The sequence below is a fragment of the Pseudomonas sp. RSB 5.4 genome, assembly GCF_037126175.1.
Classification (GTDB): domain Bacteria; phylum Pseudomonadota; class Gammaproteobacteria; order Pseudomonadales; family Pseudomonadaceae; genus Aquipseudomonas; species Aquipseudomonas fluorescens_H.
In genome coordinates, this window is record NZ_CP146986.1 from 3,014,653 (window position 1) to 3,039,583 (window position 24,931).

26 protein-coding genes are annotated in these 24,931 nt (G+C 60.5%); 17 read left to right on the forward strand and 9 right to left on the reverse strand.

The features are described 5' to 3' along the window. Positions 1–25 precede the first annotated feature (25 nt). Positions 26–1,009 (forward strand): hypothetical protein, encoded by a 984-nt coding sequence (locus V9L13_RS13565; protein ID WP_338802753.1) that lies wholly within the window; start codon positions 26–28, stop codon positions 1,007–1,009. Positions 1,010–1,012: 3 nt separating this feature from the next. On the opposite strand, the gene V9L13_RS13570 is transcribed toward V9L13_RS13565, so the two are convergent. Next, a complete protein-coding gene (locus V9L13_RS13570; RefSeq protein ID WP_338802754.1) occupies positions 1,013–2,152 on the reverse strand; it encodes a hypothetical protein in 1,140 nt (379 codons plus the stop codon). Between the two features lie 63 nt (positions 2,153–2,215). After that, entirely contained in the window at positions 2,216–3,031 is an 816-nt protein-coding gene (locus V9L13_RS13575; RefSeq protein WP_338802755.1) for a sulfite exporter TauE/SafE family protein, read from the reverse strand. Positions 3,032–3,143: 112 nt separating this feature from the next. On the opposite strand from V9L13_RS13575, the gene V9L13_RS13580 reads away from it, so the two are divergent. The 3 genes from V9L13_RS13580 (at position 3,144) to V9L13_RS13590 (ending at position 4,597) form a co-directional block, all read left to right on the forward strand. Further along, positions 3,144–3,911: a helix-turn-helix transcriptional regulator gene (locus tag V9L13_RS13580; RefSeq protein WP_338802756.1), complete on the forward strand. Its 768-nt coding sequence runs from the start codon at positions 3,144–3,146 to the stop codon at positions 3,909–3,911. Positions 3,912–4,004: 93 nt separating this feature from the next. After that, complete coding sequence (locus V9L13_RS13585; protein WP_182402105.1) at positions 4,005–4,319, forward strand: XRE family transcriptional regulator; 315 nt, start codon at positions 4,005–4,007, stop codon at positions 4,317–4,319. An 11-nt stretch (positions 4,320–4,330) separates the two neighbouring features. Next, positions 4,331–4,597, forward strand: a complete 267-nt coding sequence (locus V9L13_RS13590; protein WP_338802757.1) for an XRE family transcriptional regulator — start codon at positions 4,331–4,333, stop codon at positions 4,595–4,597. Positions 4,598–4,633: 36 nt separating this feature from the next. On the opposite strand, the gene V9L13_RS13595 is transcribed toward V9L13_RS13590, so the two are convergent. Continuing rightward, the gene (locus V9L13_RS13595; protein WP_338802758.1) at positions 4,634–5,689 is read right to left on the reverse strand and encodes an MBL fold metallo-hydrolase; all 1,056 of its coding nucleotides are present in this window, start codon (positions 5,687–5,689) and stop codon (positions 4,634–4,636) included. Positions 5,690–5,904: 215 nt separating this feature from the next. Between V9L13_RS13595 and V9L13_RS13600 the strand changes: the two genes are divergently transcribed. The 4 genes from V9L13_RS13600 to V9L13_RS13615 all read left to right on the forward strand — a co-directional run bounded on the left by V9L13_RS13600 (position 5,905) and on the right by V9L13_RS13615 (position 10,053). Beyond that, positions 5,905–6,513, forward strand: a complete 609-nt coding sequence (locus tag V9L13_RS13600; protein WP_103520091.1) for a TetR/AcrR family transcriptional regulator — start codon at positions 5,905–5,907, stop codon at positions 6,511–6,513. 156 nt (positions 6,514–6,669) lie between these two features. Next, positions 6,670–7,743: a diguanylate cyclase gene (locus V9L13_RS13605; protein ID WP_338802868.1), complete on the forward strand. Its 1,074-nt coding sequence runs from the start codon at positions 6,670–6,672 to the stop codon at positions 7,741–7,743. A gap of 182 nt (positions 7,744–7,925) precedes the next feature. After that, the gene (locus V9L13_RS13610) at positions 7,926–9,245 is read left to right on the forward strand and encodes a PAS domain-containing methyl-accepting chemotaxis protein (protein WP_338802759.1); all 1,320 of its coding nucleotides are present in this window, start codon (positions 7,926–7,928) and stop codon (positions 9,243–9,245) included. 274 nt (positions 9,246–9,519) lie between these two features. Next, on the forward strand, positions 9,520–10,053 hold the full coding sequence (locus V9L13_RS13615) for a DUF1003 domain-containing protein (protein WP_338802760.1): 534 nt from the start codon (positions 9,520–9,522) through the stop codon (positions 10,051–10,053). Here V9L13_RS13615 and V9L13_RS13620 read toward each other — a convergent pair whose 3' ends face one another. Beyond that, a complete protein-coding gene (locus V9L13_RS13620; RefSeq protein WP_338802869.1) occupies positions 10,054–10,995 on the reverse strand; it encodes a LysR family transcriptional regulator in 942 nt (313 codons plus the stop codon). 43 nt (positions 10,996–11,038) lie between these two features. Between V9L13_RS13620 and V9L13_RS13625 the strand changes: the two genes are divergently transcribed. Together V9L13_RS13625 and V9L13_RS13630 are read left to right on the forward strand one after the other, a co-directional pair. Continuing rightward, positions 11,039–11,740 carry a CTP synthase gene (locus V9L13_RS13625; RefSeq protein WP_338802761.1) on the forward strand — a complete coding sequence of 234 codons (702 nt, stop codon included), beginning with the start codon at positions 11,039–11,041 and terminating at the stop codon, positions 11,738–11,740. Continuing rightward, complete coding sequence (locus tag V9L13_RS13630) at positions 11,737–12,051, forward strand: antibiotic biosynthesis monooxygenase (protein WP_003227328.1); 315 nt, start codon at positions 11,737–11,739, stop codon at positions 12,049–12,051. Before V9L13_RS13625 ends, V9L13_RS13630 begins: the two co-directional genes overlap by 4 nt. Positions 12,052–12,247: 196 nt before the next feature. On the opposite strand, the gene V9L13_RS13635 is transcribed toward V9L13_RS13630, so the two are convergent. Continuing rightward, complete coding sequence (locus V9L13_RS13635; RefSeq protein ID WP_003227331.1) at positions 12,248–12,574, reverse strand: DUF2025 family protein; 327 nt, start codon at positions 12,572–12,574, stop codon at positions 12,248–12,250. A 222-nt stretch (positions 12,575–12,796) separates the two neighbouring features. On the opposite strand from V9L13_RS13635, the gene V9L13_RS13640 reads away from it, so the two are divergent. Both V9L13_RS13640 and V9L13_RS13645 read left to right on the forward strand, forming a co-directional pair. Next, positions 12,797–13,924 (forward strand): glycerophosphodiester phosphodiesterase, encoded by a 1,128-nt coding sequence (locus tag V9L13_RS13640; RefSeq protein ID WP_338802762.1) that lies wholly within the window; start codon positions 12,797–12,799, stop codon positions 13,922–13,924. Next, positions 13,925–14,608, forward strand: a complete 684-nt coding sequence (locus V9L13_RS13645; RefSeq protein ID WP_338802763.1) for a helix-turn-helix domain-containing protein — start codon at positions 13,925–13,927, stop codon at positions 14,606–14,608. A 1-nt stretch (position 14,609) separates the two neighbouring features. Here the strand turns inward: V9L13_RS13645 and V9L13_RS13650 are convergent, their stop codons facing one another. After that, positions 14,610–15,488 carry a sterol desaturase family protein gene (locus tag V9L13_RS13650; RefSeq protein WP_338802764.1) on the reverse strand — a complete coding sequence of 293 codons (879 nt, stop codon included), beginning with the start codon at positions 15,486–15,488 and terminating at the stop codon, positions 14,610–14,612. A gap of 164 nt (positions 15,489–15,652) precedes the next feature. Between V9L13_RS13650 and V9L13_RS13655 the strand changes: the two genes are divergently transcribed. Both V9L13_RS13655 and V9L13_RS13660 read left to right on the forward strand, forming a co-directional pair. Beyond that, entirely contained in the window at positions 15,653–15,958 is a 306-nt protein-coding gene (locus V9L13_RS13655) for a PepSY domain-containing protein (protein WP_262142111.1), read from the forward strand. Between the two features lie 160 nt (positions 15,959–16,118). Beyond that, positions 16,119–17,294, forward strand: a complete 1,176-nt coding sequence (locus V9L13_RS13660; RefSeq protein WP_338802765.1) for a GAF domain-containing sensor histidine kinase — start codon at positions 16,119–16,121, stop codon at positions 17,292–17,294. 131 nt (positions 17,295–17,425) lie between these two features. On the opposite strand, the gene V9L13_RS13665 is transcribed toward V9L13_RS13660, so the two are convergent. Together V9L13_RS13665 and V9L13_RS13670 are read right to left on the reverse strand one after the other, a co-directional pair. Further along, on the reverse strand, positions 17,426–17,872 hold the full coding sequence (locus V9L13_RS13665; RefSeq protein WP_003227342.1) for a hypothetical protein: 447 nt from the start codon (positions 17,870–17,872) through the stop codon (positions 17,426–17,428). Positions 17,873–17,982: 110 nt separating this feature from the next. Next, positions 17,983–19,605: a methyl-accepting chemotaxis protein gene (locus tag V9L13_RS13670; RefSeq protein ID WP_338802766.1), complete on the reverse strand. Its 1,623-nt coding sequence runs from the start codon at positions 19,603–19,605 to the stop codon at positions 17,983–17,985. A 411-nt stretch (positions 19,606–20,016) separates the two neighbouring features. Between V9L13_RS13670 and V9L13_RS13675 the strand changes: the two genes are divergently transcribed. Together V9L13_RS13675 and V9L13_RS13680 are read left to right on the forward strand one after the other, a co-directional pair. After that, the gene (locus V9L13_RS13675; RefSeq protein WP_103486050.1) at positions 20,017–21,039 is read left to right on the forward strand and encodes a transporter; all 1,023 of its coding nucleotides are present in this window, start codon (positions 20,017–20,019) and stop codon (positions 21,037–21,039) included. Positions 21,040–21,341: 302 nt separating this feature from the next. Next, positions 21,342–22,955 carry an inorganic phosphate transporter gene (locus V9L13_RS13680; RefSeq protein ID WP_003227350.1) on the forward strand — a complete coding sequence of 538 codons (1,614 nt, stop codon included), beginning with the start codon at positions 21,342–21,344 and terminating at the stop codon, positions 22,953–22,955. Positions 22,956–23,073: 118 nt separating this feature from the next. Here V9L13_RS13680 and V9L13_RS13685 read toward each other — a convergent pair whose 3' ends face one another. Further along, positions 23,074–23,970 carry a LysR family transcriptional regulator gene (locus V9L13_RS13685; RefSeq protein ID WP_338802768.1) on the reverse strand — a complete coding sequence of 299 codons (897 nt, stop codon included), beginning with the start codon at positions 23,968–23,970 and terminating at the stop codon, positions 23,074–23,076. Between the two features lie 120 nt (positions 23,971–24,090). On the opposite strand from V9L13_RS13685, the gene V9L13_RS13690 reads away from it, so the two are divergent. Further along, positions 24,091–24,846, forward strand: coding sequence for an SDR family oxidoreductase (locus V9L13_RS13690; RefSeq protein ID WP_201136793.1), 756 nt, complete (start codon positions 24,091–24,093; stop codon positions 24,844–24,846). The last annotated feature ends 85 nt before the right edge of the window (positions 24,847–24,931 follow it).

The window sequence follows — 24,931 nt, forward strand, 5'->3', positions numbered from 1 at the left end:
CCCACTCAAGGATCCGAGCCCCGCCATGAAATTCAATCTCGCCTACTGCCTCAGCCTCGACGACAAGTTGTCGATCTATGACGTGCGCGATCTCAATTTCGATGAGACGGTGGCGTTCGATTCGGCCAAAGAGCATTTCCAGTGCCCCAACGATGCCTGTCGCGCCGCATTCGATGCAGCCAACGAGTTGGGCACGTTCAACGCCAAGAACGTGAATTACGTGCGCACGCCGCACTTCAAGAATCTGCCCACGACGCAGCATGTGGCGGCTTGTCCGTATATGAGTTTGAAGGCGTCGGCATCTGGCGTTGAGGCGGCGGATGGTGAGGTGGATGACGGGCGGGAGGAGCATTTTCCGTCGGAGTTGTTGCTGACGCGGCGTGAATATGTGCGCAAGCCTATTGCGCCAGCGGATGCGGCGGATGTGTTGCGGGATGATCCGGTGCGGGTGGCGCAGGTGAGTTCCAGGGAGTCGCCGGGGCGTGAGACGGCGCCGGACAAGACCAGTGTGTTCGCGCATCCGGTGGAGTGTTTTGTGTCGAACTTCGCCGACAAGGAGTTGCTCAAGCGCATGCCGTTGAAGATCGGCGAGCACACGGCGCCTTATGGCTCGTTCTTCAAGAAGATCGAGTATCTGACGGATAACAAGGGGCTGATTTACTGGGGCAAGATCAAGGAGATCAAGGATTACACCCAGAGTTTTCGCATCGATTTCGAGCAGAAGGTCTGGTTCAAGCAGGCGGATGAGGCGAAGAAGAAGCCGTATTCGGTGAACGTGTATTTGAGCAAGAAGTTGATCGACAACTACCGCAAGCGCAAGGCGTTTCTGGAAGAGATCAAGCATGCGATCGACAGCGACAAGGAGTTGTTCTGTTTCTTCTATGGCGTGACGCCGGAGTTGAAGCAGGTGCCGAGCAAGAAGAACCCCGAACAGACGTTCGGGGTGTTCAGTGCCAACATTGAGAACCTGGATCACTTTATTGTGCGGGAGGCGCCGGGGTTGGCGTGACGGTTAGCTTTTGGGCAATTGCAGTTTGGCTGCACCACGGTGCTGGTTGACCAGCGAGTACGGCAGCACTGACCAATCGGGGTTGTCGCAGTTACGTTGGTAACGGGCGAAGTAAGCGCCCAGGTAAATCCCCTTCGGCGTGAAGTGCCAGTTGGAATAGCCCCAGACACTTTCATCGGTGTAATCGCAGTTGCCATCGTCTTCGGCGGGCTTCTTCATTTCTTCGGGGTACAGCGTGGTGAACTGTTTGACCAGCCACGGCGCCATGACTTTCATCTGATCGTATTCGGTGGCCGCGTTTTTCGGTTCACCGATCCACAGCACATCTTTTAGTTTCAACAATTCGCCGGTGTGGACGTCGAGGTTGATTGGCGAACTGCCGAAATCCGGGTGGGCGCCGCCGCAGCTGTAACCGGTGGAGATGTCCAGGCTGACCACGTCGGGCGAGAGAAACTCGGGGGCAGCCCCTTGATCGAACTCGGCATATTCCCCGCCATCCATCATGCAGCGGTGATAGTCGATGACTTCAGTCCAGAGCCGTCCGAGCAGGTGGTTATTAATCCGCTGCTGCTCTTCTTTCGTATAGCCGGACTCGACACTGAACAACGATATCTTTGACTCAGGCTCCGTCCACCATTGCAGGTCGTAGCCCATGAAGTTTTCTTTCTTCTCCGGTTTGAGCTTGAGCCCCTGTAAGCGCAAATACTCGTAGGGATCGCTCTTCGGCAAAGTGCCAATAAAGGGCAGCGTAGTTGCGCTCGGCGCAGGAAGTTTGGCTTCGGTCAGTTGCACCGGCAGCTTTTTGCCCTTGGGGTTTTGCCATTCGCCCTGCCAACCATTGGCGGTGGATTTCAACTTCAGGGTTGGCTGCGGTTTGTCGTCGCCATAGCGGTTGTTGCCTTCAACAAGGTTCAACGTGCTGTCTTGCAGCGAGCCGCTGAGTTCCAGGTCGCGGTGATACTTCTCGTAGAAGTAGCGGCCGGTGACTTCGTCCTGCTGCGTGGTGTTGAGCTCCACCACAATCGGCATCTTGCCCAGCGTACCGGTGAACACGCGCCGGCCATCTTCGGCATGGGTGGTGGTGGAAATCAGTGTGAACAGCGCCGCAGCGTATGGCGCCAGGCGCAGCAGTCCCTTGAGCATGGATCGATCCCTGAATGAATGAGGCTGCGAAGTATGCAGAGGATGCGCGCAGGAATCGAGGCTCTACTTGAGCAGCATGCCCAGCATCACGACGATTAACAGACCGATATACACCCAAGCATGCACCCGATCCGGTATCCGCCCGATCCACGGCGTGGCCAAGCGAATCCCGACCAACGACCCCGCCGTCAACACCGCAAACGCCAGCAAGTCCACATACCCGACAAACCACGCGCCCAGATCCATCTTGCTGAAACCGGCCAGTGCCATGTAGGTCAGCGTTCCGGCCAATGCCACCGGCACGCTCAGCGGGTTCGCCATGGACGTGGCCTGGGACATGCTCAGTCCGCAGCGGCGCAACAGCGGCACGGTCATGACGCTTCCTCCTACACCGAGGAACGTGGCGATGGCGCCGATGCCTACACCGCCGCCGGATGTTTCTGTACTGCGGAGTCGGCGTGGGATGACGCCTTCGCTGCGGGTGAGGAAGCCGCGTCTGAGCAGGCAGTCGATGATGGTCACGCCGAGGTAGGCGATGAAGGCGTAGCGAATGATTTCGCCGCTGGCCCACACCGCGGCTATCGCGCCGATGATCGCGCCGAGGGCGATGAAGCCGCCGAGCGGCCACAGGTATTGGCGGATCAGGTTGCCGGCGCGGCGGTGTTTGTCGGTGGCGATCAGGGCGTTGACGATCATCACGCAGGTCGAAGTGGCGACGGCGATGTGCATTGCCGATTGGCCGATGGGGTCGTCGGCGCCGTGGCTGGCGCTGAGCATGCGGTAGAGCAGCGGCACGACGACGAAGCCGCCGCCGAAGCCGAACAGGACGGCGGTGATGCCGGTCAGGCAGCCGAAGAGAGTCAGCAGTAGGTAGAACATGGCGCGTCTTCCGGTGATGGCGAGCTGTCGACGATAGAGCGACGCGGCTTGGCCTGCTTCAGCAACTCAGCCAATAATGTTTGCGTTTACGCCAATCAACGGGACGCCCTCCATGCGCAATATTTCGATCAGTCAGTTGGATGACACGCCGCGCCCGGTGGTGGCGATCGGTACGGATTATTCCCACGGCCATCTGTTGCCATTTCATACACACCGGCGGGCGCAATTGCTGTACGGCGCGACCGGGGTGATGCAGGTTCGTACTCATGACGGCAACTGGGTAGTGCCGCCGCAACGGGCGGTGTGGATTCCGCCGGGAGTGGCGCATGAAGTGCTGATGCTCGGCGTGAGTACGCGCAGTTTGTACATCGAGCCGGGGGCGGTAGATTTGGGCCAGCGTTGTCAGGTGATCAGCGTTTCACCGTTGATGCGGCACTTGTTGATGGAAGCCGTGGAAGTGCCGCTGACTTATGACCTCGAAGGACGCGACGGCGTATTGATCGACCTGCTGCTGCATGAACTGGCGCGCAGTGCGCCCCTGCCCTTGCACATTCCGCTGCCGACTGACGGAAAGCTCCTGGCTTTGTGTCAGACCTTTCTGCTTCAGCCGAACACCCATCAGTCGCCGCAACACTGGGCCGAGCAGTTGCACATAAGCTTGCGCACCTTCAACAGATTGTTTCGGCAGCAGACCGGGTTGAGCTTCAGCCAATGGCGGCAACAGGCCTGCGTGGTGCTGGCGCTGGCGCGGTTGGCCGCCGGTGAGGCGGTGACGCGAATCGCCCTGGATTTCGGTTATGAAAGCCCGGCGGCATTCTCGACGATGTTCCGGCGCATCCTTGGACAGGCACCGTCCGTCTGGTTGGAGGCGGCGAATTAGGGCAAATCAAAAAATGCGTTTGATCCCGGCCGAAAACAACTGTACAAAAACACAGTACATTTTCAATCAGCACTCTCGAGCCCGGAGCACACCATGGCCTCTCTTGCGATGAACCACATCCTCGAACGCATTGCCCTTTTCCAGTTCACCCCGACGCACTGCGTCCAGGCCCGAGCGATGCTGGGCTGGAGCGTGGAACAGCTGTCGCGCGAAGCGGAGGTTGCGGTGGACGATATCCAGCGGTTTGAAGCGCAGCAGGACGTGGCGGATGCGGCGCGGTTGGCGTTGGCTTATCGGTTTGAGGCGCAGGGGCTGGTGTTTTTTCCGGGGTTTGCGCCGGGTCGCAGTGCGAGTATGGGCGCGCCATCGGAAGCAGTGGGGCGTGGGGATTATGCGATGGCTGAATAAGGACGTGGAAATTGAGTGAAATCGAAGAAAGCAAAGGTTGTGTTTATAAGGATCTGGAAGGCGTGGATGCGAGTGACATGCAAAATAAGGCCCGGCATGTCACACGATTAGCTGCACTCATAGAAACAGCTCCCGTGAGCAAAGCCGACGTAGCTCAAAGACTTGGTTTGAATCCGGAAAGTCTGGAAGAGATTCTCCGGGGGAAATTCCGCGACATAAACGTTTCCACGTTGGTGAGCTATGGGGACTTGATGTCGGAAAACAATCTCGAAAAATAAGGTTCGCCTCTATGGAGGCGAACCGGTTTTAACTCCTCAGGCGTTCTGCACCACCCCTTCACTCTCCCCTTCAACCGCCAACCACCACGCACTCCCGCGCTGCGGCTGCATAAGGTTGAACGCCTCGCCCATTTGCGGCGTGGTGATCGCAACACTGCGTTCCCAGGCCAGTGACAGGATGCGATCAAACGGTTCGTGCCAGGCGTGCATCGCCAGGTCGAAGGTGCCGTTGTGGATCGGAAACAGCCAACGGCCCTTGAGGTCGATGTGCGCTTGCAGGGTTTCTTCGGGTTGCATGTGCACGTGCGGCCATTCGACGTTGTAGGCGCCGGTTTCCATCAGGGTCAGGTCGAATGGGCCATACTGTTCGCCGATGCGTTTGAAGCCGTCGAAGTAGCCGCTGTCGCCGCTGAAGAAGATCCGCGTGTCGCCGTCGATCATCACCCACGAGGCCCAGAGGGTGCTGTTGCCGTCGAACAGGCCACGGCCGGAGAAATGCTGCGATGGGGTGGCGACGAAGCGGATGCCGGCAATTTCAGTGCCCTGCCACCAGTCGTATTGACGGACTTTGCTGGCGTCGATGCCCCACTTGATCAGGGTATCGCCGACGCCCAGCGGGGTCAGGAAGTAATTGGTTTTAGCCGCCAGGTTCAGTACCGCCTGGTAATCGAGGTGGTCGTAGTGGTTGTGCGACAGGATCACCGCTTCGATCGGCGGCAACTGGTCGATGCTGATCGGCGGCTGGTGAAAGCGTTTCGGGCCGGCCCATTGCACTGGCGAGGCGCGCTCGGCGAAGACCGGATCGGTGATCCAGAATTTGTCGCGCAGTTTCAGCAGCAAGGTCGAGTGTCCGAGGCGGTAGACGCTGTGGTTGGGGGCTGCCAGCAAGTCTTCACGCGTCAGCGCGTGCACCGGGATCGCAGCGGCGGGACGAGTATTGCGTGGCTTGTGAAAGATCATGTTCCACATGATCCGCAGCATTTTGCGCAGGCCTTCGCGTTGCACCGGCGCATGGTTACGGAACAGTCCTTGATCCTGGCGAGAGGCTTCAGGCGTGGAAGTTTGATCCGCAGGGAATTCTGGGTTGGCCATGACTGAGAGACTCCAGAAAAACCGCGCAATTCACGGTTTTTCACGGTGGGACGATAAATGGCCAAGGCACGCACGCATCAGCCGAACTGTCTGGTTTTTAGGTTGCGCGGATTAACGCAACATTACACTGGGCGGTGTAGTTTCTAGGTTGCATCAAACCGGATGACAAGTAAACTGCCAAGTGTAATCCCCCCCTTCTCTGCCGAAGCGTACTTATGACAGCTCCAAAGCGCCTCACCGACCGCAAACGCGAAGCCATCATTCAGGCGGCGATTGCCGAATTCCGTGCCAACGGGTTCGAGATCACCAGCATGGACAAGATCGCGGCCACCGCCGGGGTGTCGAAGCGCACGGTGTACAACCATTTCCCGAGCAAAGAAGAACTGTTCGCCGAAATTCTCAACCAGCTCTGGGCACGCATCACTGCCGAACAGGCCGTGACCTATCGCCCGGATCAGCCGCTGCGCGAGCAACTGCAGCAGATGTTGTTGGCTAAACTGCAGATGATGGCCGATGACAATTTTCTCGGTCTGGCGCGGGTGGCGATTGCCGCCACCATCCATTCTCCGGAGCGCGCGCAGGATATGGTGGCGCGCATGGGCGAGCGGGAAGAAGGCTTGACGGTGTGGATTCGCGCCGCTCAGGCGGATGGTCGGCTCAAAGCCGTTGATCCGGAGTTCGCCGCGCAGCAGGTGCAGGGGCTGTTGAAGTCGTTTGGTTTCTGGCCGCAGATTTCCATGGGCCAGGCGCCGCTGGATGCGGCAACACAACAAGCCGTGGCCGAGTCGGCAATGGAGATGTTTCTGGCGCGATACCATCTCTAGACCGCCCCTCTCCTGCACCCATCGCGATTAAATGGCTCGGAAGGACACTGATTATTCCCGCTGGAATAAATGACAATGTCCGACATTTGACCGACGAACGGTCAGCCTGAAAAAGACACTGCAAAGTATTTCAGGATGAATCTGGCGCAGGACATCATGGAAAACCAACGCGGCAAAGGCTTGTCATTTGCCAGACGCATCTATCTGCCCAGGGCCATCGGTCTGGGCGTCGGCTTTTTCAGCGTCGCGGCAGCGCTGTATCCGCTGCACATGCCGGCCTGGCTATGGGCGCTGCTGGTGTTAAACGGTTTTATCTGGCCGCATCTGGCCTTTCAGGTTTCGACCCGCTCGAACTTTCCCTACCACGCCGAACGTCGCAATCTGTTGTACGACTCGTTGTGCGGCGGCTTCTGGACCGCGTGTTTTCAGTTCAACCCGCTGACCACCGTGACCATCCTGTCGATGATGACCATGAACAATGTCGCCGCCGGGGGCCGACGCCTGTTCGTATTCGGTGCACTCGCCCAGTTCGCCGGGGTGCTGCTGGGCTGGGCAATTTTCGGTTTCAAGTTCAGCCTGACCATGACGCAGATCCAGGTCTGGGCCTGCCTGCCGATGCTCACCCTTTATCCACTGGCACTGGGCATGGTGTCTTATCAACTGGCGATCAAACTCGCCCAGCACAAACGAGCGTTGAGCGCCCTGAGCCGCACCGACAGCCTCACCGGGCTGCTCAATCACGGCGCCTGGAAAGATCTGCTGCACAGCAAATTCGAGCGCTGCCAGCAGCAGCACGTCCCGGACATTCTGGCGCTGATCGACATCGATCACTTCAAGACCATCAACGATAACTACGGGCACATCATTGGTGACGCTGTGCTACGCCATCTGGCCCGTGAACTCAAACTGCTGGCCGAAGGTGAACCGGCGGGCCGGTATGGCGGCGACGAGTTCTGCGTGATCCTGCCCGACCAACCACTGCTCAAGGCCGAGGCGCGGATGGAACAATTGCGCCAGGCCTTGCACCAGTACCGTCATCCCGATGTGCCGGAATTGCGGGTCAGCCTGAGTATCGGCCTGGCGCGCTTTCAGCCTTCCTACACCGATGCGATTGCCTGGCTGGATGACGCCGACAAGGCGCTGTACACCGCCAAACACACGGGGCGCAACACGATCAGCGTGGCGCTGGGTCGTCCGAGCTCAAACGACGCCAGCCAATTCAGCCTTTGAAAAAGCTCTACACATGTTGGCGCACTTTCTTGTACAAGATTAATTAGTTTGTATAAGATTGGCGCGTCAGCCTGGATGCTGGCACTTTGCAGTTAATGGCAAATGTTCATCCGGCATTTGCTCTGCCAGCGCGGAAACAGGGACACAAACCTCGTCTTTCCCTACTTCCAGGTACTGCTCACATGTTTTTCAATCGCCATCAGTCCGCTCTCAACGACCTTCAACACACCATCACCGAACAGAATGGCCTGCTCGAAGCCATCAACCGCTCCATGGCGGTGATCGAGTTCGACCTCGATGGCGTGGTGTTGAAGGCCAATGACAACTTCCTCAAAACCATGGGTTATCGCGCCGAACAGGTGATCGGCCAGCCTCATCGCTTGTTCTGCACCCCGGAGTTTGGCCGTAGCGCGCAATACACCGAATTGTGGTCGCGCCTGAAAAACGGCCAGTTCCAGGCCGGCACCTTCGAGCGCGTGGACAGCAAGGGGCAGCCGATCTGGCTCGAAGCCAACTACAACCCGATCAAGGATGCGTCGGGACGCGTGGTCAAAGTGGTCAAGTTCGCCATGAACGTAACGACCAAGGTGCAGCAGGAAAGCGAGGCCAACGCCAAGCTTCAGGCAATCGACCGGGCGATGGCGGTGATCGAATTCAACCTCGACGGCAGTATTCTCACAGCGAACCAGAATTTTCTGACGCGCATGGGTTACACCCTCGCCGAACTCAAGGGTAAACATCACCGCTTGTTCTGCCGACCGGAGCTGGTCAACAGCAGCGCCTATGAGGATTTCTGGCGGCGGCTGAACCAGGGTGAGTTGTTTCAGGGTCAGTTCGAGCGCGTCGACAAGCGCGGGCAGACTGTGTGGCTCGAGGCCAACTACAACCCGGTGTACGACGCCTCCGGGCGCCTGTGCAAAGTGGTGAAATTCGCCACGGACGTCACCGCCCGCGTCGAACAACATGAGCAGGATGCCCGCAGCGCCAGCGCGGCTTATCACATCTCCGTGGAAACCCGGAAAGTCGCCGAGCAAGGCACCCAGGTGATCCAGCAAGCGGCCAGTGAAATGCGGGAAATCGCTGACGACATCGCGCAGTCGTCGACCTTGATCGCGCAACTCGGCGAACGCTCGGAGCAGATCACGGCGATCGTCAACACGATCCGCGCGATTGCCGACCAGACCAACCTGCTGGCGCTCAATGCCGCCATTGAAGCGGCGCGCGCCGGGGATCAGGGCCGCGGCTTTGCGGTGGTGGCGGATGAGGTGCGGCAACTGGCGGCGCGCACCAGCGGCTCGACGGCGGAGATTTCCAGCATGATCGGGCTGATTCAGAGTGAAACCCGCCAGGCGATCAAAAGCATGGAAGGCACCCGAGGGCGGGCAGCACAAGGCGTTGAACTGGCGGATCAGGCCGGCAGCGTGATTCTGCAGATTCGCGATGGCGCCAGTGAAGCGGTGCAGGCAGTGAGCATGTTTGCCAATGAGCGGGCGCCGGGGTGATCGCGGTGCTGAGGCTTTGGACCGAGTCGCGGCCTTCGCGAGCAAGCCCGCTCCCACAGGGAAATGCATTCCAGGGTGGGAGCATGTTTGCCAATGAGCGGGCGCCGGGGTGATCGCGGTGTTGAGGCTTTGGACCGAGTCGCGGCCTTCGCGAGCAAGCCCGCTCCCACAGGGAAATGCGTTTCAGGGTGGGAGCGGGCTTGCTCGCGAAGGGGCCGTCAGCCTCGATGCAGGACTATAGTGACCTTCAGTCCCAAGTCCTGCCGAGCCGATCATGACCACAGAAAAACCCGACACGCCCGCCACTGCCCCAGTCGATCACCTGCGTTTCCACCGCACTCACGCCCACTTGAACACCACTTTCGGCAACGACAAGTTCGCCCTGCGCGCCGAGGCGTTCGCGCGATTCTTCGGCACGCCGACGTTTCTGGGCGCGCAAACCCTGATCGTGCTGTTATGGGTTGCACTCAACGTGACGGGCGTCACCACCTTCGACGTTTACCCGTTCATTCTTCTGAACCTCGCGTTCAGCCTGCAATCGGCCTATGCCGCACCGTTGATTCTGCTGGCACAAACCCGTCAGGCCGCGCGCGACAAGGCGCAAGCGGATGCCGATGCACAGCACCGCGAAGCGCTGGCGGAGGCCAACACCGAACGTCAGGCGCAGGCAGCGAAGACCACTGCGCAACTGCTCGAGTTGTTGGAGCAGAACACCCAGCTCACCAAAATGACCAAAAGCCTGACCGAACGCATTGAGGGTTTGACCCGCGAGTTGCACGAACACATTTGCCAGACTCGCCAGCCCTGATCACGCCAGTCGCAGCGCCCGCCCGAGTTCATCGAACAGCGTGACCACCGAGCGCAACGCCCGGCAGTCCGGGCGGGTGAGCAACCACAGCGCGGTGTCATAACCGTGCAGCGGTTCGCTCAAGGCCTGTAAACCCTCGGTCATCAGAAAGTCCGGCAACGCCGCCACGCCCAGCCCGGCACGCACCAGTTCAGTGACCGAAAGCATGCTGTTGCAGCGATAACTCGGGATCACGCCGGGCAACTGTTGGCGCCGCCAGGCGACGGTCGGGTGATCGGGCAAAAACTCGTCCGGAGCAATCCAGGTCAGCGCCGCCAGATCCGTCGCATCAACGTTTTGCAGGTAACGCGCACTGGCGCAGACCCGGTAGGAAATCTTCGCTAATTGCCGTCCCACCAGGTGCTCCGGCGGCGTACGCGTCAGGCGCAGGGCGATGTCGGCATCGCGGCGGCTGAGGTTGGCGAAATCGTTGGTGGTGCTCAGCTCGATGGTCAGCGCCGGATAGTTCGGCATGAACTGCGCCAACGCCGGTAGCAGCAGACCTTGCAGCACCGAATCGGTACAGGTCAGGCGCACCGTGCCGCTGACCACTTCGCCGCCCTGCTCCACGCCGATCCGCGCCGCTTCCAGTGCCTGCTCGGCGCGTTCGGCCTGCTCGGCCAAAGTCTGCGCGAGGGTGGTTGGCAGGTAACCGGCGCGGCTCTTTTCGAACAATTGCTGACCCAGCGCTGACTCCAGACGACGCACCGCGCGAAACACCGTCGACACATCGACCCTGAGCAACTGCGACGCCCGGGCCAGAGAGCCGCCACGCACCAAAGCGAGGATCAGCGCCAGATCCGGGTAGTCGAGCCGATAGTGCGTCGCTGCATTGATCACTTGGGGAAACGCCAATATTGAGTGCGTGAACGCCAATCTATAGTGAGCCCCAGTGATCGACAACTGCACACAGAGATTCATCACTCACTCAAATCAAGGAAATCCCATGGACGCCATTTCCATCGCCCTGATCGGCGATCACGACCCCCAAGTCACCGCCCACCAGGCAATCCCCGTTGCCCTCGGCCTGATCGCCGAGCAGAGCGGCCGCGATGTGCAATTCGAATGGCTGCCCACCGAGCAGATCCACGCCGATGCTCCGCTGCAAAACTTCGACGGTTTCTGGTGCGTCCCGGCCAGTCCCTACAAGAGTGAAGCTGGCGCACTCAGGGCCATCCGTTATGCCCGCGAACAACAGCGCCCTTTCCTCGGCACCTGCGGCGGTTTTCAGCATGCGGTGCTGGAATTTTCCCGCAATGTGCTGGGCTGGGCCGATGCCGAGCATGGTGAAACGTCGCCGGACTCGCAGCGAGCGGTGCTCACGCCGCTGACCTGCTCATTGGTGGAAGCGGTGGACAGCATTCATCTGGTCGCCGGCTCGTTGATTGCCAAGGCGTACGAAACGTCGGAGATTCATGAAGGTTATCGCTGTCGCTACGGTGTGAATCCGCAGTTCGAACGAGAATTGCTGACTCATCAGCTACACGCCGTGGGGCACGATTCGGCGGGCGACTTGCGGGCGATCGAATTGAAAGACCATGTGTTTTATGTCGCCACGCTGTTCCAGCCGGAACGCGCCGCGCTCAAGGGCCAGATCCCGCCACTGGTACGGGCGTTCGTCGAAGCGTGCGTGGAGCAGCGCCCATGAAACCGGACGAAACCTGTTTCGCAGTGATTTTCACCTCGACCCGCACCGAGGGTGACAATGGTTACGCCGCGGCGTCCGAGCGCATGATGGAACTGGTCAGCGAGCAACCGGGGTTTCTTGGCATTGATTCGATTCGCGGGGAGGACGGGGTCGGGATCACCATTTCGTACTGGCAGAGCGAGGCGGCGATTCTGGCCTGGCGCGAGCATCCCGAGCACCGGGTGATTCAGGCGCGTGGGCGGGCGGAGTGGTATTCGAAATTTCAGACGCGGGTGTGTCGGGTGGAGCGGGAATACCGGTTTGGGCAGTGACGATGGCGGCGTGCTGACTGGCCTCTTCGCGAGCAAGCCCGCTCCCACAGGTACAGCGTTTGGGCTTTGAATTTGGTTGTGTTCGCACTGGCCTCATCGCTGGCAAGCCAGCTCCCACAGAAATTTGTGAACGCCACAGATCCAATGTGGGAGCGAGCCTGCTCGCGAAGAGGCCGCAACAGCCACTACAAAAACTTCAGCCTTTCACCAGACTGCGCACCGCCACAATCTCCGGCACCTCAACCTTGCTCATGTACACCCGCAACGGCTCGGTGATGTTGATCCGGTCATCAATGTTCTGATCCAGCAACAACTGGATCAGCTCACGCTTCAGGGTCATGGTCGTATCCGAAACCCGCGCCCAGACAAATTCGCTGGTGGGAATGATGCCGTCATCGGCGACGTCCATGCCGAACGAGTCTTCGCTGAAACGCACGATGTACTGGCCGGTCTTGCGGTTGAGGCCGACAAAGCCCTTGAGGTCATCGGCGGCCTGACAGATGAGTTGGGAAGTGATGCGCATGGTAAACCTCACGAAAAATCATCGATGGTTTACACGCAGGGCAAAAGACTCGGCCCGCCCTCTGCCGGGGCGTCTGCCACGGGCAAGCGTACTGCAAACCGCGCCACAAAAGTGCAGGAAAAATCGCTTTTAATACGTTTATGTCGGTCTGGCGATAGCACGCAATCGATTCAGTTGTTAAAAGGTACGTCTTTGAAAATGCCCTGCGAAAGGAACTCGAACATGCCCGCCACTTTCACCAAAAGCGCTCTCATGCTGAGCCTGATGCTCGGTTTCGGCCAGGCCCACGCCGCCGCCCAGACCAACATCGACGCGCTGGCCGCCGCCCATGGCATCCCGCATCCAGCCGTGATCGCCCACCGTGGCGCATCCTTCGATGCACCGGAGTCCACCGCCGCGTCCTACAAACTGGCCCGCGACCTCGGCGCCGATTACCTGGAAATGGACCTGCAACGCAGCAAGGACGGCGTGTTGTTTGCGCTGCACGACAACAACCTGCAACGCACTACTGATGTCGCCAGCAAGTTCCCTGAGCGCAAAGACAGCCCGGCCAATGCCTTCACCATGGCCGAACTGAAAACCCTCGACGCCGGCAGCTGGTACAACAAGGCCTACCCGGATCGCGCGCGTCCGACCTACGCCGGCCTGAAGATCCTGACCCTCGACGAAATCATCGACATCGCCCAGGCCAACCCGCAGCACAAGCCGGGCCTGTACATCGAAACCAAGGAGCCGCAGCTGTTTCCCGGCATCGAGCATGACCTCAAAGAGAAGCTGCAGGATCGCGGCTGGCTGAGCCCGGCCGGTTCGAAACTGGCCAAGAGCGAACTCGGCGTCGGCCAGGGCAAAGGCAAGGTGATCCTGCAGACCTTCGAGAAAAACAGCCTCGAATTGCTGCAAAAGGAAATGCCGCAAGTGCCGAAAATCCTCCTGCTGTGGGTTGGCGAAGGCAGCATCGAGCCGAAGTCGAAAGTGACCTTTGCCGAGTCCGGCGAGAAGGACAAGAACGTGTTCTACGGCAAGCAAGAGCCGAAGTCCGAAGCCGAATTCAAACAATGGGTGGATTTCGCCAAGTCGCAGGGCGCCATCGGCACCGGCCCGTCGGCCAAGCTGACCAAGGGCGGCGACCAGAGCTATTCGGATCTGGTGCAACCGTGGATGAATAAATACACCCACGACCAAGGCATGCTGGTGCACGTCTACACCGTCGATGAGCCGGTGGACTTCGAGAAAGTCATGGCGGCGGGTGTCGACGGCATCTTCACCAACCGCGCCAGCGAACTGTTGAAGTTCTACAAGCGCTCGGCGGCGGCCAGTGTTGATCAGGTGTTGAAGAACAACGGGTTCTGAGTGAACACGCACACCGAGTGGACAGGCCGCCTCTGGCTGGGGCACGACTATGGCCTGATCCACGGAGTGTCGGGGCGCACCGCGCCCCATTCCCACTACGCCCACCAGATCATCCTCGCTCCCGAGCGTCCGGCCACCGTGCTGCTGGACGGCACGCCTGTCACCGCCTCCCCGCTGCTGATTGCTTCCAATGTGCGCCACGCGATTGTCGACGCGCCGGATCCGCTGTTTACCGTTTACGCCGAACCGCTGCTGTTTGATGCGCAGACGCTTGTCGATCGACTGTCTGCCGCCGAACTGTCGCTGCCCGCACTTGATCGCGCGATACGCCAATGTCCGCGCCGCTCGCTGAGCGATCCACGCATCGAACGCGCACTGGCTGCCATCGATGCTTCGCTGATCGACAAAGTCGCGGCGCGCGCCGTGGCTGACGCCGCACATGTGTCGCTGAGTCAGTTGCAGCGGCTGTTCGTCAGTCAGGTCGGTCTGCCGGTGCGCCGACTGGTGCTGTGGCGCCGCTTGCGCCTGGCGATGGCGGCGATTCTGCTGGGCAGCCCAGTGACCGATGCGGCACATTCGGCGGGGTTTGCCGATTCGGCGCACTTCTCGCGCAGCGTGAAAAAACTCTTCGGCGTCACCGCGTGTCAGGCGTTGCGGCGTATCGATTTGCAACTGCTGGACTGACTCAACGGCGCAGCGCTGGCGGCACCACTGGCTCGCGACTCAACGTGACCGTCGCAAACGGATCAAGCAATTGCGCGGCGTAGTCACGGGGAAAATCCGGGCGGCTGCCAATTCCCAGATCACCCTGGCGGATCTGATAGTCCGGGGTGTAGAAACCGGTGCCCAACAGCCAGTCCCACAGCGTAAAAAACAGCCCGAAATTGACGTCCCCGGCCCGCCCGTACTTCATGTGATGAAAGCGGTGCAGCGGCGCCCAGGCGAAAATCCGGCGCAGTGGCCCCATGCGGATATCGACATTCGAGTGCTGCAAGAGCAGTTGAATGGCAATGGCAAACGCCAGTAACGCCGCGACCTGCGAGGGAATGCCCAGCACCAGCAACGGTAGCAGCCCCGACGTCGCTTCCAGCAGTTGATGCAGCGGATGTTTCATCAAACCGTTGAAACCATACAGTCGCTCGACACTGTGATGCACCGCGTGCAGCCGCCATAGCCACGTCACGCGGTGGCTGGCGTAATGCATCAGGCTGATCCCGGCGTCGGCAATGAATATCGCCAGCGCCAGCTGCAGCCATAACGGCCACTCTCGCGGCCATGCGCCGTCAATCGCAAAAAGCGTTACCAGGCCCGGCAATGCCAGCAGGCCCAGTGCATTCAGTGCTTCGTTGACTAATGCGTGCAGGATGTCGCGGCGCCGGTCACCGGCCGGATGGTTCCAGCCCGGCTCATAGGGCAGCGACCATTCGGCAACAAACGAAACGAGCAGCGCGCTGACAAACAGCGGCAACAAGCACAACGTCGACACTTCCGACACCCAAACTCCGAACCCGATGAATCCGCCCCAGAACACTGGCGCGTACAACCCGGCAACCTTGCGTTTCATGTGCACCTCCGTTGATCGAAGGCACAGCATGCGAGCGCGCGGCGAACGGCAATTGAACAAACGACGCAATCGAACAAGGCCAATTAAGGGTGAATTAAGTTGCGCTGGTTAGTCTGGCCCCACTGAAACAGATCAACCCCATTCGATACCCAAGGAACGAAACGATGAAAACTTTGACTGCCCTGTTCACCGCCGCCGCTCTGACCCTGACCGCCGGCCTGGCCCAGGCTGATGTGCGCGTCGACCAGATCCCGCAACTGGTGAAGGAAGGCAAGATCAAGTCGCTGGAGTCGATGAACGCCGAAGCGCTGAAACTGCACCCGGGTGCGACCATCACCGACACCGACCTGGATAACCACTTCAACGGTTACGAATACGAAGTCGAGCTGAAAACCGCCGATGGCAAAGAGTTTGACGTCGACTTCGATGCCACCACCGGCAAGGTGCTGAGCAACAAACTAGACACCTGATACAACTCCACCCGAAAGCCGCACGATCACCGATCGTGCGGCTTTTTTGCGTCCGTTTGCCGGCAAATCACGCGGATGCAGCCTGAAGGGATGCCAAAACCGCCATCAGACCGCTAGTATGGCCCCCAATCAATCAACCAATGCAGCCGGGAACGATGGCATGGGGCAGAGCAAAGCAGCAGACATCGCCACCATCGGACGCATTAGCGCGGTGCCGGCCATCCTTCAGGTGATCCGCGAACTGACCGGGATGCGTTTTGCCGCCGTGGCGCGGGTCACCGAGGACTCGTGGACCACGTGTGCGGTGCTCGATCAACTGGAATTCGGCCTGCAAGTCGGCGGCGAACTGGATGTGGTCACCACCCTGTGCCACGAGATCCGCCAGTCACATGTCTCGGTGGTGATCGACAAGGCCAGCGAAGACCCGCTCTACCGTGATCACCACACCCCGCGCCTGTACAAATTCGAGAGCTATATTTCGGTGCCGGTGTTCCGCACTGACGGACGGTTCTTCGGCACCATTTGCGCCCTCGACCCGATCCCGGCGCAGCTCAGGTCCAGCACCATCCAGAGCACCATGGAGTCTTTCGCGCGGATGCTCGCGTTGCAGATCGAAGCAGAAGAAAACGCGCAACGCACCGAAACAGCGCTGTTGCAGGAGCGCGAAACCGCCGAGCTGCGAGAACAGTTCATCGCCGTGCTCGGCCATGACTTGCGCAACCCGTTGTTCGCCATCAGCGCCGGCGCCGAAATGCTCCTGCGCAAACATCCGGAACCGGCCATCGAGGGGCGGGTGCGTAATATCCTTGGCAGCGCGCAACGGGCGACGCGGCTGGTGGATGACGTACTCGACTTTGCTCGCGGGCGCTTGGGCAAAGGCATTCCGGTGGATATCCAGCCCTGCACGGACCTGACCGAAGCGGTGCAGCAGGTGGTGACGGAGATCCGCAACGTGCATCCCGGACGTACGATCAGTGCGTCCATTGGCGACTTGCAGGGTGTGCACTGCGACCGTGGACGGATTGCCCAGCTGCTGTCGAATCTGCTGGCCAATGCCGTGGCCCATGGCGACCCGACCGGGGATATCGAAGTCATCGCTCAGGTCGAGCAAGGTGCGTTGATGCTGGCGGTGAAAAATCAGGGGCATATTCCCGATGCGGTCCTGCCGCACCTGTTCCAGCCTTACTCGCGCCCGACCGGCAGCGCGCCCCAGGCCGGGCTCGGTCTGGGGCTGTACATCGCCAGCCAGATCGCCCAGTCCCACGGCGGGCATTTGCATGTCGCGTCCACCGCCCAAAGCGGCACGCTGTTCACCTTCAGCCTGCCGACAATCTGAAACACACCACAGATCCCTGTGGGAGCGGGCTTGCTCGCGAAGGCGTCGTGTCAGTCAATATTTTCAGTGACTGATACACCGCATTCGCGAGCAAGCCCGCTCCCACATTGGATTTTCAGTGCCTTTTGGAATCAGGCCGAAGTGCTGACCAGCGAACCCGAGCTGCTCGACCCGGAATCCTGCAACGCCTGCAACAACGCCGCCGTCGCGGTCTGCAGCGAAGCCGAGGTACTGGAGATTTGCGACTCGGCGGAGGCCACGTCGGCAGCCTTGGCATCAGCGTCTTCCTGCTTGGCCTGAGCCGCTTGCAGCGCCTGCTGCTGTTCCTGCAATTGCTTTTGCAGCTCGGCGATCTGCTTGCGCAGTTCTTTCACCGAATCCGACTCACCGCTGCTGTCGGAACTGCTGTCGCCCGCCGGAGCCGCGCCACCGCCGGCCGCCACTTTGCTGGTATCGGCGCTGACGCCCGCGCTGCTGGTTGCACTGGTTGAGGTGTCGTCACTGGCGTCGCTGATCTTGGTTTTGCTGGTGGCGGTGGTGACGGTCTGATTGATTGAAACAGAGGTGATGCTGACCATGGGATGGCTCCAATGCCGGTTATAGATAACCGGCCATCGGCGGCAGTCGCACGGATTTGAGATCGACTGTGTACCGACTCGGTAACCGAACCGGTACACGTCGGCTGACGTCAGGCGCTCAGGCGCGCGGTGACTTCATTGAGTTGCCCGGACAGGCCATGCAGATTCTGGCTGGCGCTTTCGGTGCGCTGCACGCTGTTGAGGTTGGTGCTGGCGATCGAGGTGATCTCGGTCAGGTTGCGCGAGATGTCTTCGGCCACCGAGGTTTGCTCTTCGGCAGCAGTGGCGATCTGGCGGTTCATGTCGCGGATCGCTTCCACGGCGTGGGTGATGCGCTCCAGCATGGCGCCGGCCTGGGTCACTTGCTCGACACTTTCGTCGCTGCGCGTCTGACCGCTTTCGATCGCTTGCGCCGCGTCCACGGCACCGGTCTGCACGTTCTGAATGATCTGGTTGATCTCGATGATCGACTCCGCCGTACGCTGCGCCAGGTTGCGCACCTCGTCGGCGACCACCGCAAAACCACGCCCGGCCTCGCCGGCCCGTGCCGCTTCAATCGCGGCGTTGAGCGCCAGCAGGTTGGTCTGCTCGGCGATGCCGCGGATCACTTCCAGCACCTTGCCGATGCGCCCGCTGTCGGCTTCCAGACGACGGATCACCTCTGCGGTGTTGGCGATTTCGCCACGCATCCGGGTGATGCTGTGGATGGTGCTCTGCATGACCTTTTCACCCTGCTGGGCGGACTGGTCGGCATCGTCGGCAGCCCGCGCCGCATCGGCGGCATGCCGGGCGACTTCCTGGGCGGTGGCGGACATTTCGTTCATTGCCGTGGCCACCTGATCGGTGCGGTTGAACTGCTCGTTGGTACCGCCGGCCATGGTTGTAGCGATGGCGTTCAGCTCGCCGCTGGCGCTGTCCAGATCACTGGCGCTGCGTTGCAGTTGGGTGAAGGTTTCGGCGAGAAAATCACGCAGGGTATTCGCCGCGGCAGCAAGGTTGCCCAACTCGTCCTGACGGTCGTTGGCGACGCGTTCGGCGAGGCGCCCACGGCTCAATTGGGTGACGTAATCGATCAGCTTGCGGATCGGGTCGATCAGGTTGCGGTTGACCAGCCACAGGCTCAGCAAACCGATCAGCAGACCAGAACCGAGCATCACCAGAATCCCCAGCAGCACAGTACGGTCGGCGCTTTCGCTGATGCTGGCCGACAACACATCACCCTGTTTGCGCAGCTCGGCCACCAGTTCGCTCATCTGATCGCTGGTGGCGCGGTCCACACCTTTGACGGCGCTGTCGCCGGCCGTTGGATCGCCACCGGCAGCGACGTAGGCATCGCGGCCTTTCTGGTAGGCGCTGCCGAGTTGGCGGTGCTCTTCACGCAGACGCTCGATGCGGGTTTTCAGCGCCGGCTCAAGGCCTTTCTGGCCGGCCAGTTCACCGAGAATGTTTTGCACATCGCGCTGACGATCTTCGAACTGGCCCCAGTACTTGGCCAGGTCCGTCGGTTGCTTGCCGCGCAGCAAGACGTTTTTCCACTCCTGCACCTGCACTTTGAATTGCAGGTTGGCCTCGTCGATCAGTTGCGAGGTGTGCAACGGGCCGGCGATCAACTGGCTGTAGTTCTGCACGCCGTTGGACAGGAAATGAAAGCAGGCCAGTGCGATCAACAGCATCGCCAGCAGGCTGCCGCCCAGCAGGGCGAGAATTTGTGCTCTCAAGGATTTTTGCAGCATCGCGAGATACTCAGGACAGGGATGAGGCACGCCCGGTAAGGCGTGGAATTTTGCCGGACATCCGTGTCGGCGAGCCTTGGCTCATGGCCAAGCGCGCGCAACGTAACCTAAGCGTGATCGGCGTACCAGAGCGCTTCTTGAAGAAAATCCGACCATTGGTAGGTGAATTAAGAGACTGTGATCGACCCTGGCACAGGGTGGGAGCGGGCTTGCTCGCGAAAGCGGCGTGTCATCCACATCATCACTCAATGATCATCCGCATTCGGGAGCAAGCCCCCTCCCACAGGATTGCCGGTAATGATCACGATCACTGTCATTTTGCAGTCACACAAGCGTCATGCGTGATTGCGATGATGCGGCTCAGTGAACCTGCCATTCCGCGACCGACACCCCTCATCGCAGCGAGCCTCCATGAATCACAGCCTCGATATCAGTCATCGCGATCCTGATTTGTTCGGTTTGCTTTACGGCTTCCGTTTTCGTCCCGGTGAACGTGGCCGCGAAGTCGATTCGGCGACCGCCCTGCGTTGTCTGCAAGACGACAGCGACAGTGATGAATTCCTCTGGCTGCACCTGAACCTGGCGCACGCCGCGTGCGAGCGCTGGATGAAAAGTCATCTGCAATTGCCCGAAGAGTTTTTCGAAGCGTTGCACGAAGGTTCGCGCTCGACGCGTATCGAGCACGTCGACTCGGCGTTATTGGCAGTGGTCAACGACGTGGTGTTCAACCTCAGCAGCATGGTTTCCTCGGACGTGTCGACGCTGTGGGTCTGCGTGCGCAGCAAACTGATCGTCAGCGCACGCCTGCAACCGCTGCACTCGGTGGACAAATTGCGTTCGTCGGTGAAGGCCGGCGAATGCTTTCGCTCGCCGTCGGAACTGCTGGTGCACTTGCTGCGCGATCAGGGCGAAGTGCTGACGCAGATCGTGCGCAAGACCAGCATGAGCGTCGATCAGGTCGAGGACGAATTGCTCTCCTCACGCCTGTCGACCAACCGCGCCGAACTCGGCGCCAACCGCCGGGTGCTGGTGCGCCTGCAACGCCTGTTGGCGCTGGAGCCGGGTTCGCTGCTGCGCCTGCTCAACCGTCCGCCGCCGTGGCTGCAGAAGGAAGACGTCAAGGAGCTGCGCAAATCCACCGAGGAGTTCGCGCTGATCATCAACGACCTCACCGCCCTCGGCGAGCGGATCAAACTGCTCCAGGAAGAAATCGCCGCCAACCTCAACGAACAGAGCAACCGCACCCTGTTCACCCTGACCGTGGTCACGGTGCTGGCGCTGCCGATCAACATCATCGCCGGTTTCTTCGGCATGAACGTGGGGGGCGTGCCGCTGGCAGGTGATCCGGAGGGGTTCTGGATTCTGGTGGCGCTGGTGGTGACGTTTACCGCGATTGCCGGGCGTTGGGCGTTTCGCAAGCGTGGGGATTATTAAGAGCAAAAGATCGCAACCTTCGGCGGGGTGACACCGTCCCCTGTGGCGAGGGAGCTTGCTCCCGCTCGGCTGCGCAGCAGTCGTAAATCAGTCAACGCGGGCTCACTGATACATTCATGTGAATGGGTTTCGGGGGCGCTTCGCACCCCAGCGGGAGCAAGCTCCCTCGCCACAGGGGGTATCTCTCGGCTTTAGATCAGTGGTAGGGCTAATAAAGCAAACACTGACCTGCCGCAGTCTCTCTGTAATATTTAGCAACGATCATGACCGACATTCCTTCCCTCGCTCAGGATTGTCCGCTCATGGCTACTCCCTCCCTGACCGCCCGCCAGGCCTCTGCCCCCAGTGGCAGGCCAGCCCTCGACAAGAAAACCGGCCCGTTCACCTACGTGATCTTTTTCGCGGTGCTCGCGATGGGGATGCTGTTCACCGCTTACAGCCTGATGCACGACATGCATGAGCTGGGCACCACCGTCACCACCTGGACCCCGTTTCTGCTGCTCGGCGTGGCGCTGCTGATTGCGCTGGGCTTTGAGTTCGTCAACGGTTTCCACGACACCGCCAACGCGGTCGCGACAGTGATTTACACCCACTCGCTGCCGCCGAACGTGGCGGTGGTCTGGTCGGGATTCTTCAATTTCCTCGGGGTGCTGCTGTCCAGCGGCGCCGTAGCGTTCGGCATCATCGCCCTGCTGCCGGTGGAACTGATTCTGCAGGTCGGTTCGTCCGCCGGTTTCGCGATGATCTTCGCCCTGTTGATCGCGGCGATCCTGTGGAACCTCGGCACCTGGTGGCTGGGCTTGCCGGCCTCCTCTTCCCACACACTGATCGGCTCGATCATCGGCGTCGGCGTCGCCAATGCCTTGATGCACGGGCGCGACGGCACCAGCGGCGTGGACTGGGCGCAGGCGACTAAGATCGGTTACGCCCTGCTGCTGTCGCCGTTGGTGGGCTTCGGCTGCGCGGCGCTGTTGCTGCTGGCCATGCGCGCCTTCATCAAGAATCGCGCGCTGTACAAAGCGCCGGAAGGCAACAACCCGCCACCGTGGTGGATTCGCGGTCTGCTGATCGCCACCTGCACCGGCGTGTCCTTCGCCCACGGCTCCAACGACGGGCAGAAAGGCATGGGCCTGATCATGCTGATTCTGGTCGGCACCTTGCCCATGGCCTACGCCTTGAACCGCACCATGCCCGCCGATCAGGCGTTGCAGTTCGCTGCCGTCGCCGAAGTCACCCAGCAAGCGCTGGTGAAAAATACCCCGCTGCCAGCCCCGGTCGATCCGCGCCCGGTGCTGTCCGATTACGTGCGCAGCAAGCAAGCCACCCCGCAACTGATCCCCGCCCTCGCCGCCCTCACCGGGCACATTGGCGAAGAGGTCAAAGGCTATGGCTCGCTGTCGAAAGTCCCGGCCGAAGCCATGGGCAACGTGCGTAACGACATGTACCTGGCCAGCGAAAGCATTCGCCTGATGGACAAGAACAAGGTCGGCAACTTCGACGCCGACACCACTGACAAACTGCAGCTGTTCAAGCAGCAGATCGACAACGCCACGCGCTTCATTCCGCTGTGGGTAAAGATCGCCGTGGCCATCGCCCTGGGCCTCGGCACCATGGTCGGCTGGAAACGCATTGTGGTGACGGTCGGCGAGAAGATCGGCAAGACTCACCTGACCTACGCCCAGGGCGCCTCGGCGGAAACCGTGGCGATGCTGACCATCGGCGCGGCGGACATGTTCGGTTTGCCGGTGTCGACCACCCACGTGTTGTCATCGGGTGTGGCCGGGACCATGGTTGCCAATGGCGGCGGGCTGCAGATGAAGACCATCCGCAACCTGCTGATGGCGTGGGTGCTGACCTTGCCGGCGGCGATTCTGCTGTCGGGCAGCCTGTACTGGCTGTTCACCCAGATTTTCTGACCCCACAAATCCCCTGTAGGAGCTGCGGCACGCTGCGATCTTTTGATCTTGTTTTTAAAAAGCAAAATCAAAAGATCGCAGCCTTCGGCAGCTCCTACATTTGGATTTGTGTTGTTGGCTAGAGCGTCGAACGAATCACCTCCCCCAACCAATCCATGAACACCCGCACCCGCAGCGGCAAGTGCCGTTGCCGCGCATACAGGATTGAAATGCCCATCGCCGGCGCCGTGAATTGCGGCAGTACGGTCAGCAGTTCACCATTGTCCAGATGCGGCTGCATGCCGGTGCGCGGCACCTGGATCAGGCCGAAACCGCCGAGGCACGCCGACTCATAGGCATCAGTGCTGTTGACCGTGACACTGCCCGCCATCGGCAGGCGCCGCACCTGTCCGTCCTGTTCATACACAAAACCTTCCGAGCGCGAACCGAGCACGCCGACGTAGTGCACCAGCCGATGCTGCGCCAGATCCTCCAGCGTCTGCGGTACGCCATAGCGTTCGAGGTAAGCGGGGCTGGCGCAGTTGATCATCGGAAAGTCGCCCAGATGCCGCGCCACCACCGACTGATCCGGCTGCGCGCCGATGCGCACCACGCAATCGAAACCCTCGCTGAGCAGATCGACGCGACGGTCGGTACTGCTGATTTCCAATTCCAGATTCGGGTGGCGCGCCATGAACTCAGGCAGCAGCGGCATGATCAAGCGGCGCGCGAGAATGTTCGGCATATCGACACGAATCCGCCCGGTGAGCGACGCTGGATCCTGCCGAAACAGCCCCTCGATCTCGTCCATATGCGACAGCAGATCCTTGCTGCGTTCGTACAGCACCAGGCCGTCCTGAGTCGCCTGCACCTTGCGCGTGGTGCGTTGCAGCAAGCGTGTGCCGAGTAGGGTTTCCAGGGCCTGCACGTGCTCGGACACGGTCGAGCGTGGCAGCCCGAGACTCTCGCCGGCCAAGGTGAAACTCAACAGTTCGCTGACCCGGACGAAGGTGCGCAGCAGTTCCAGTTTGTTCATCAGGACACCCGTTGATTGTTCGACGGAGTCGATCAGTGATTCCGGTTTCAGTCTGTTTATCACCCAATGGCGGATAAATAAACTTTGCTCATCACCACTCACCGCAATCGAGGATTTCACATGAGCCGCAAAATCGCATTGATCACCGGCGCCAGCCGAGGCCTTGGCAAGAACGCCGCACTGCACCTCGCCGCGCAGGGCGTGGACATCATCGGCACCTACAACAGCCGCGCCGATGAAGCCCAGGCACTGGTCGCAGAACTGGAACAACGCGGCGCCAAAGCCGTGATGCTGCAACTGGACGTTGGCCGCAGCGAAACCTTTGCCGATTTCGCCTCGCGGGTTGCGCAAGCGCTGCAGCAACTGGAGCGTCCGCGCTTCGACTTCCTGATCAACAACGCCGGGATCGGTGTTCACGCGCTGTTCGCCGAAACCACTCCGGAACAGTTCGACCTGCTGATGAACATCCAGCTCAAAGGGCCGTTCTTCCTGACCCAGCAACTGCTGCCGCTGATCAATGACGGCGGGCGCATCATCAACATCTCCAGCGGCCTGACCCGCTTCAGCCTGCCGGGCTACGCCGCCTACGCGGCGATGAAAGGCGCGATGGAAGTGCTGACCCGCTATCAGGCCAAAGAGCTGGGCGCGCGGCAGATCGGCGTGAACATTCTCGCGCCGGGCGCGATCGAGACTGACTTTGGTGGCGGTGCGGTGCGCGACAACGCGGCGTTGAACGCGATGGTCGCGAGCAATACCGCACTGGGTCGCGCCGGGCAACCGGATGATATTGGTGGTGCGTTGTCGATGTTGCTGGCGCCGGGCGCGCAGTGGATCAACGGGCAGCGGGTCGAGGCATCGGGCGGGATGTTCCTCTAAATCCCCCATTCACTAAAAACTTTCTTGGTGAGAGCCTCTGTGGCGAGGGGATTTATCCCCGATGGACTGCGCAGCAGGCCCTTCT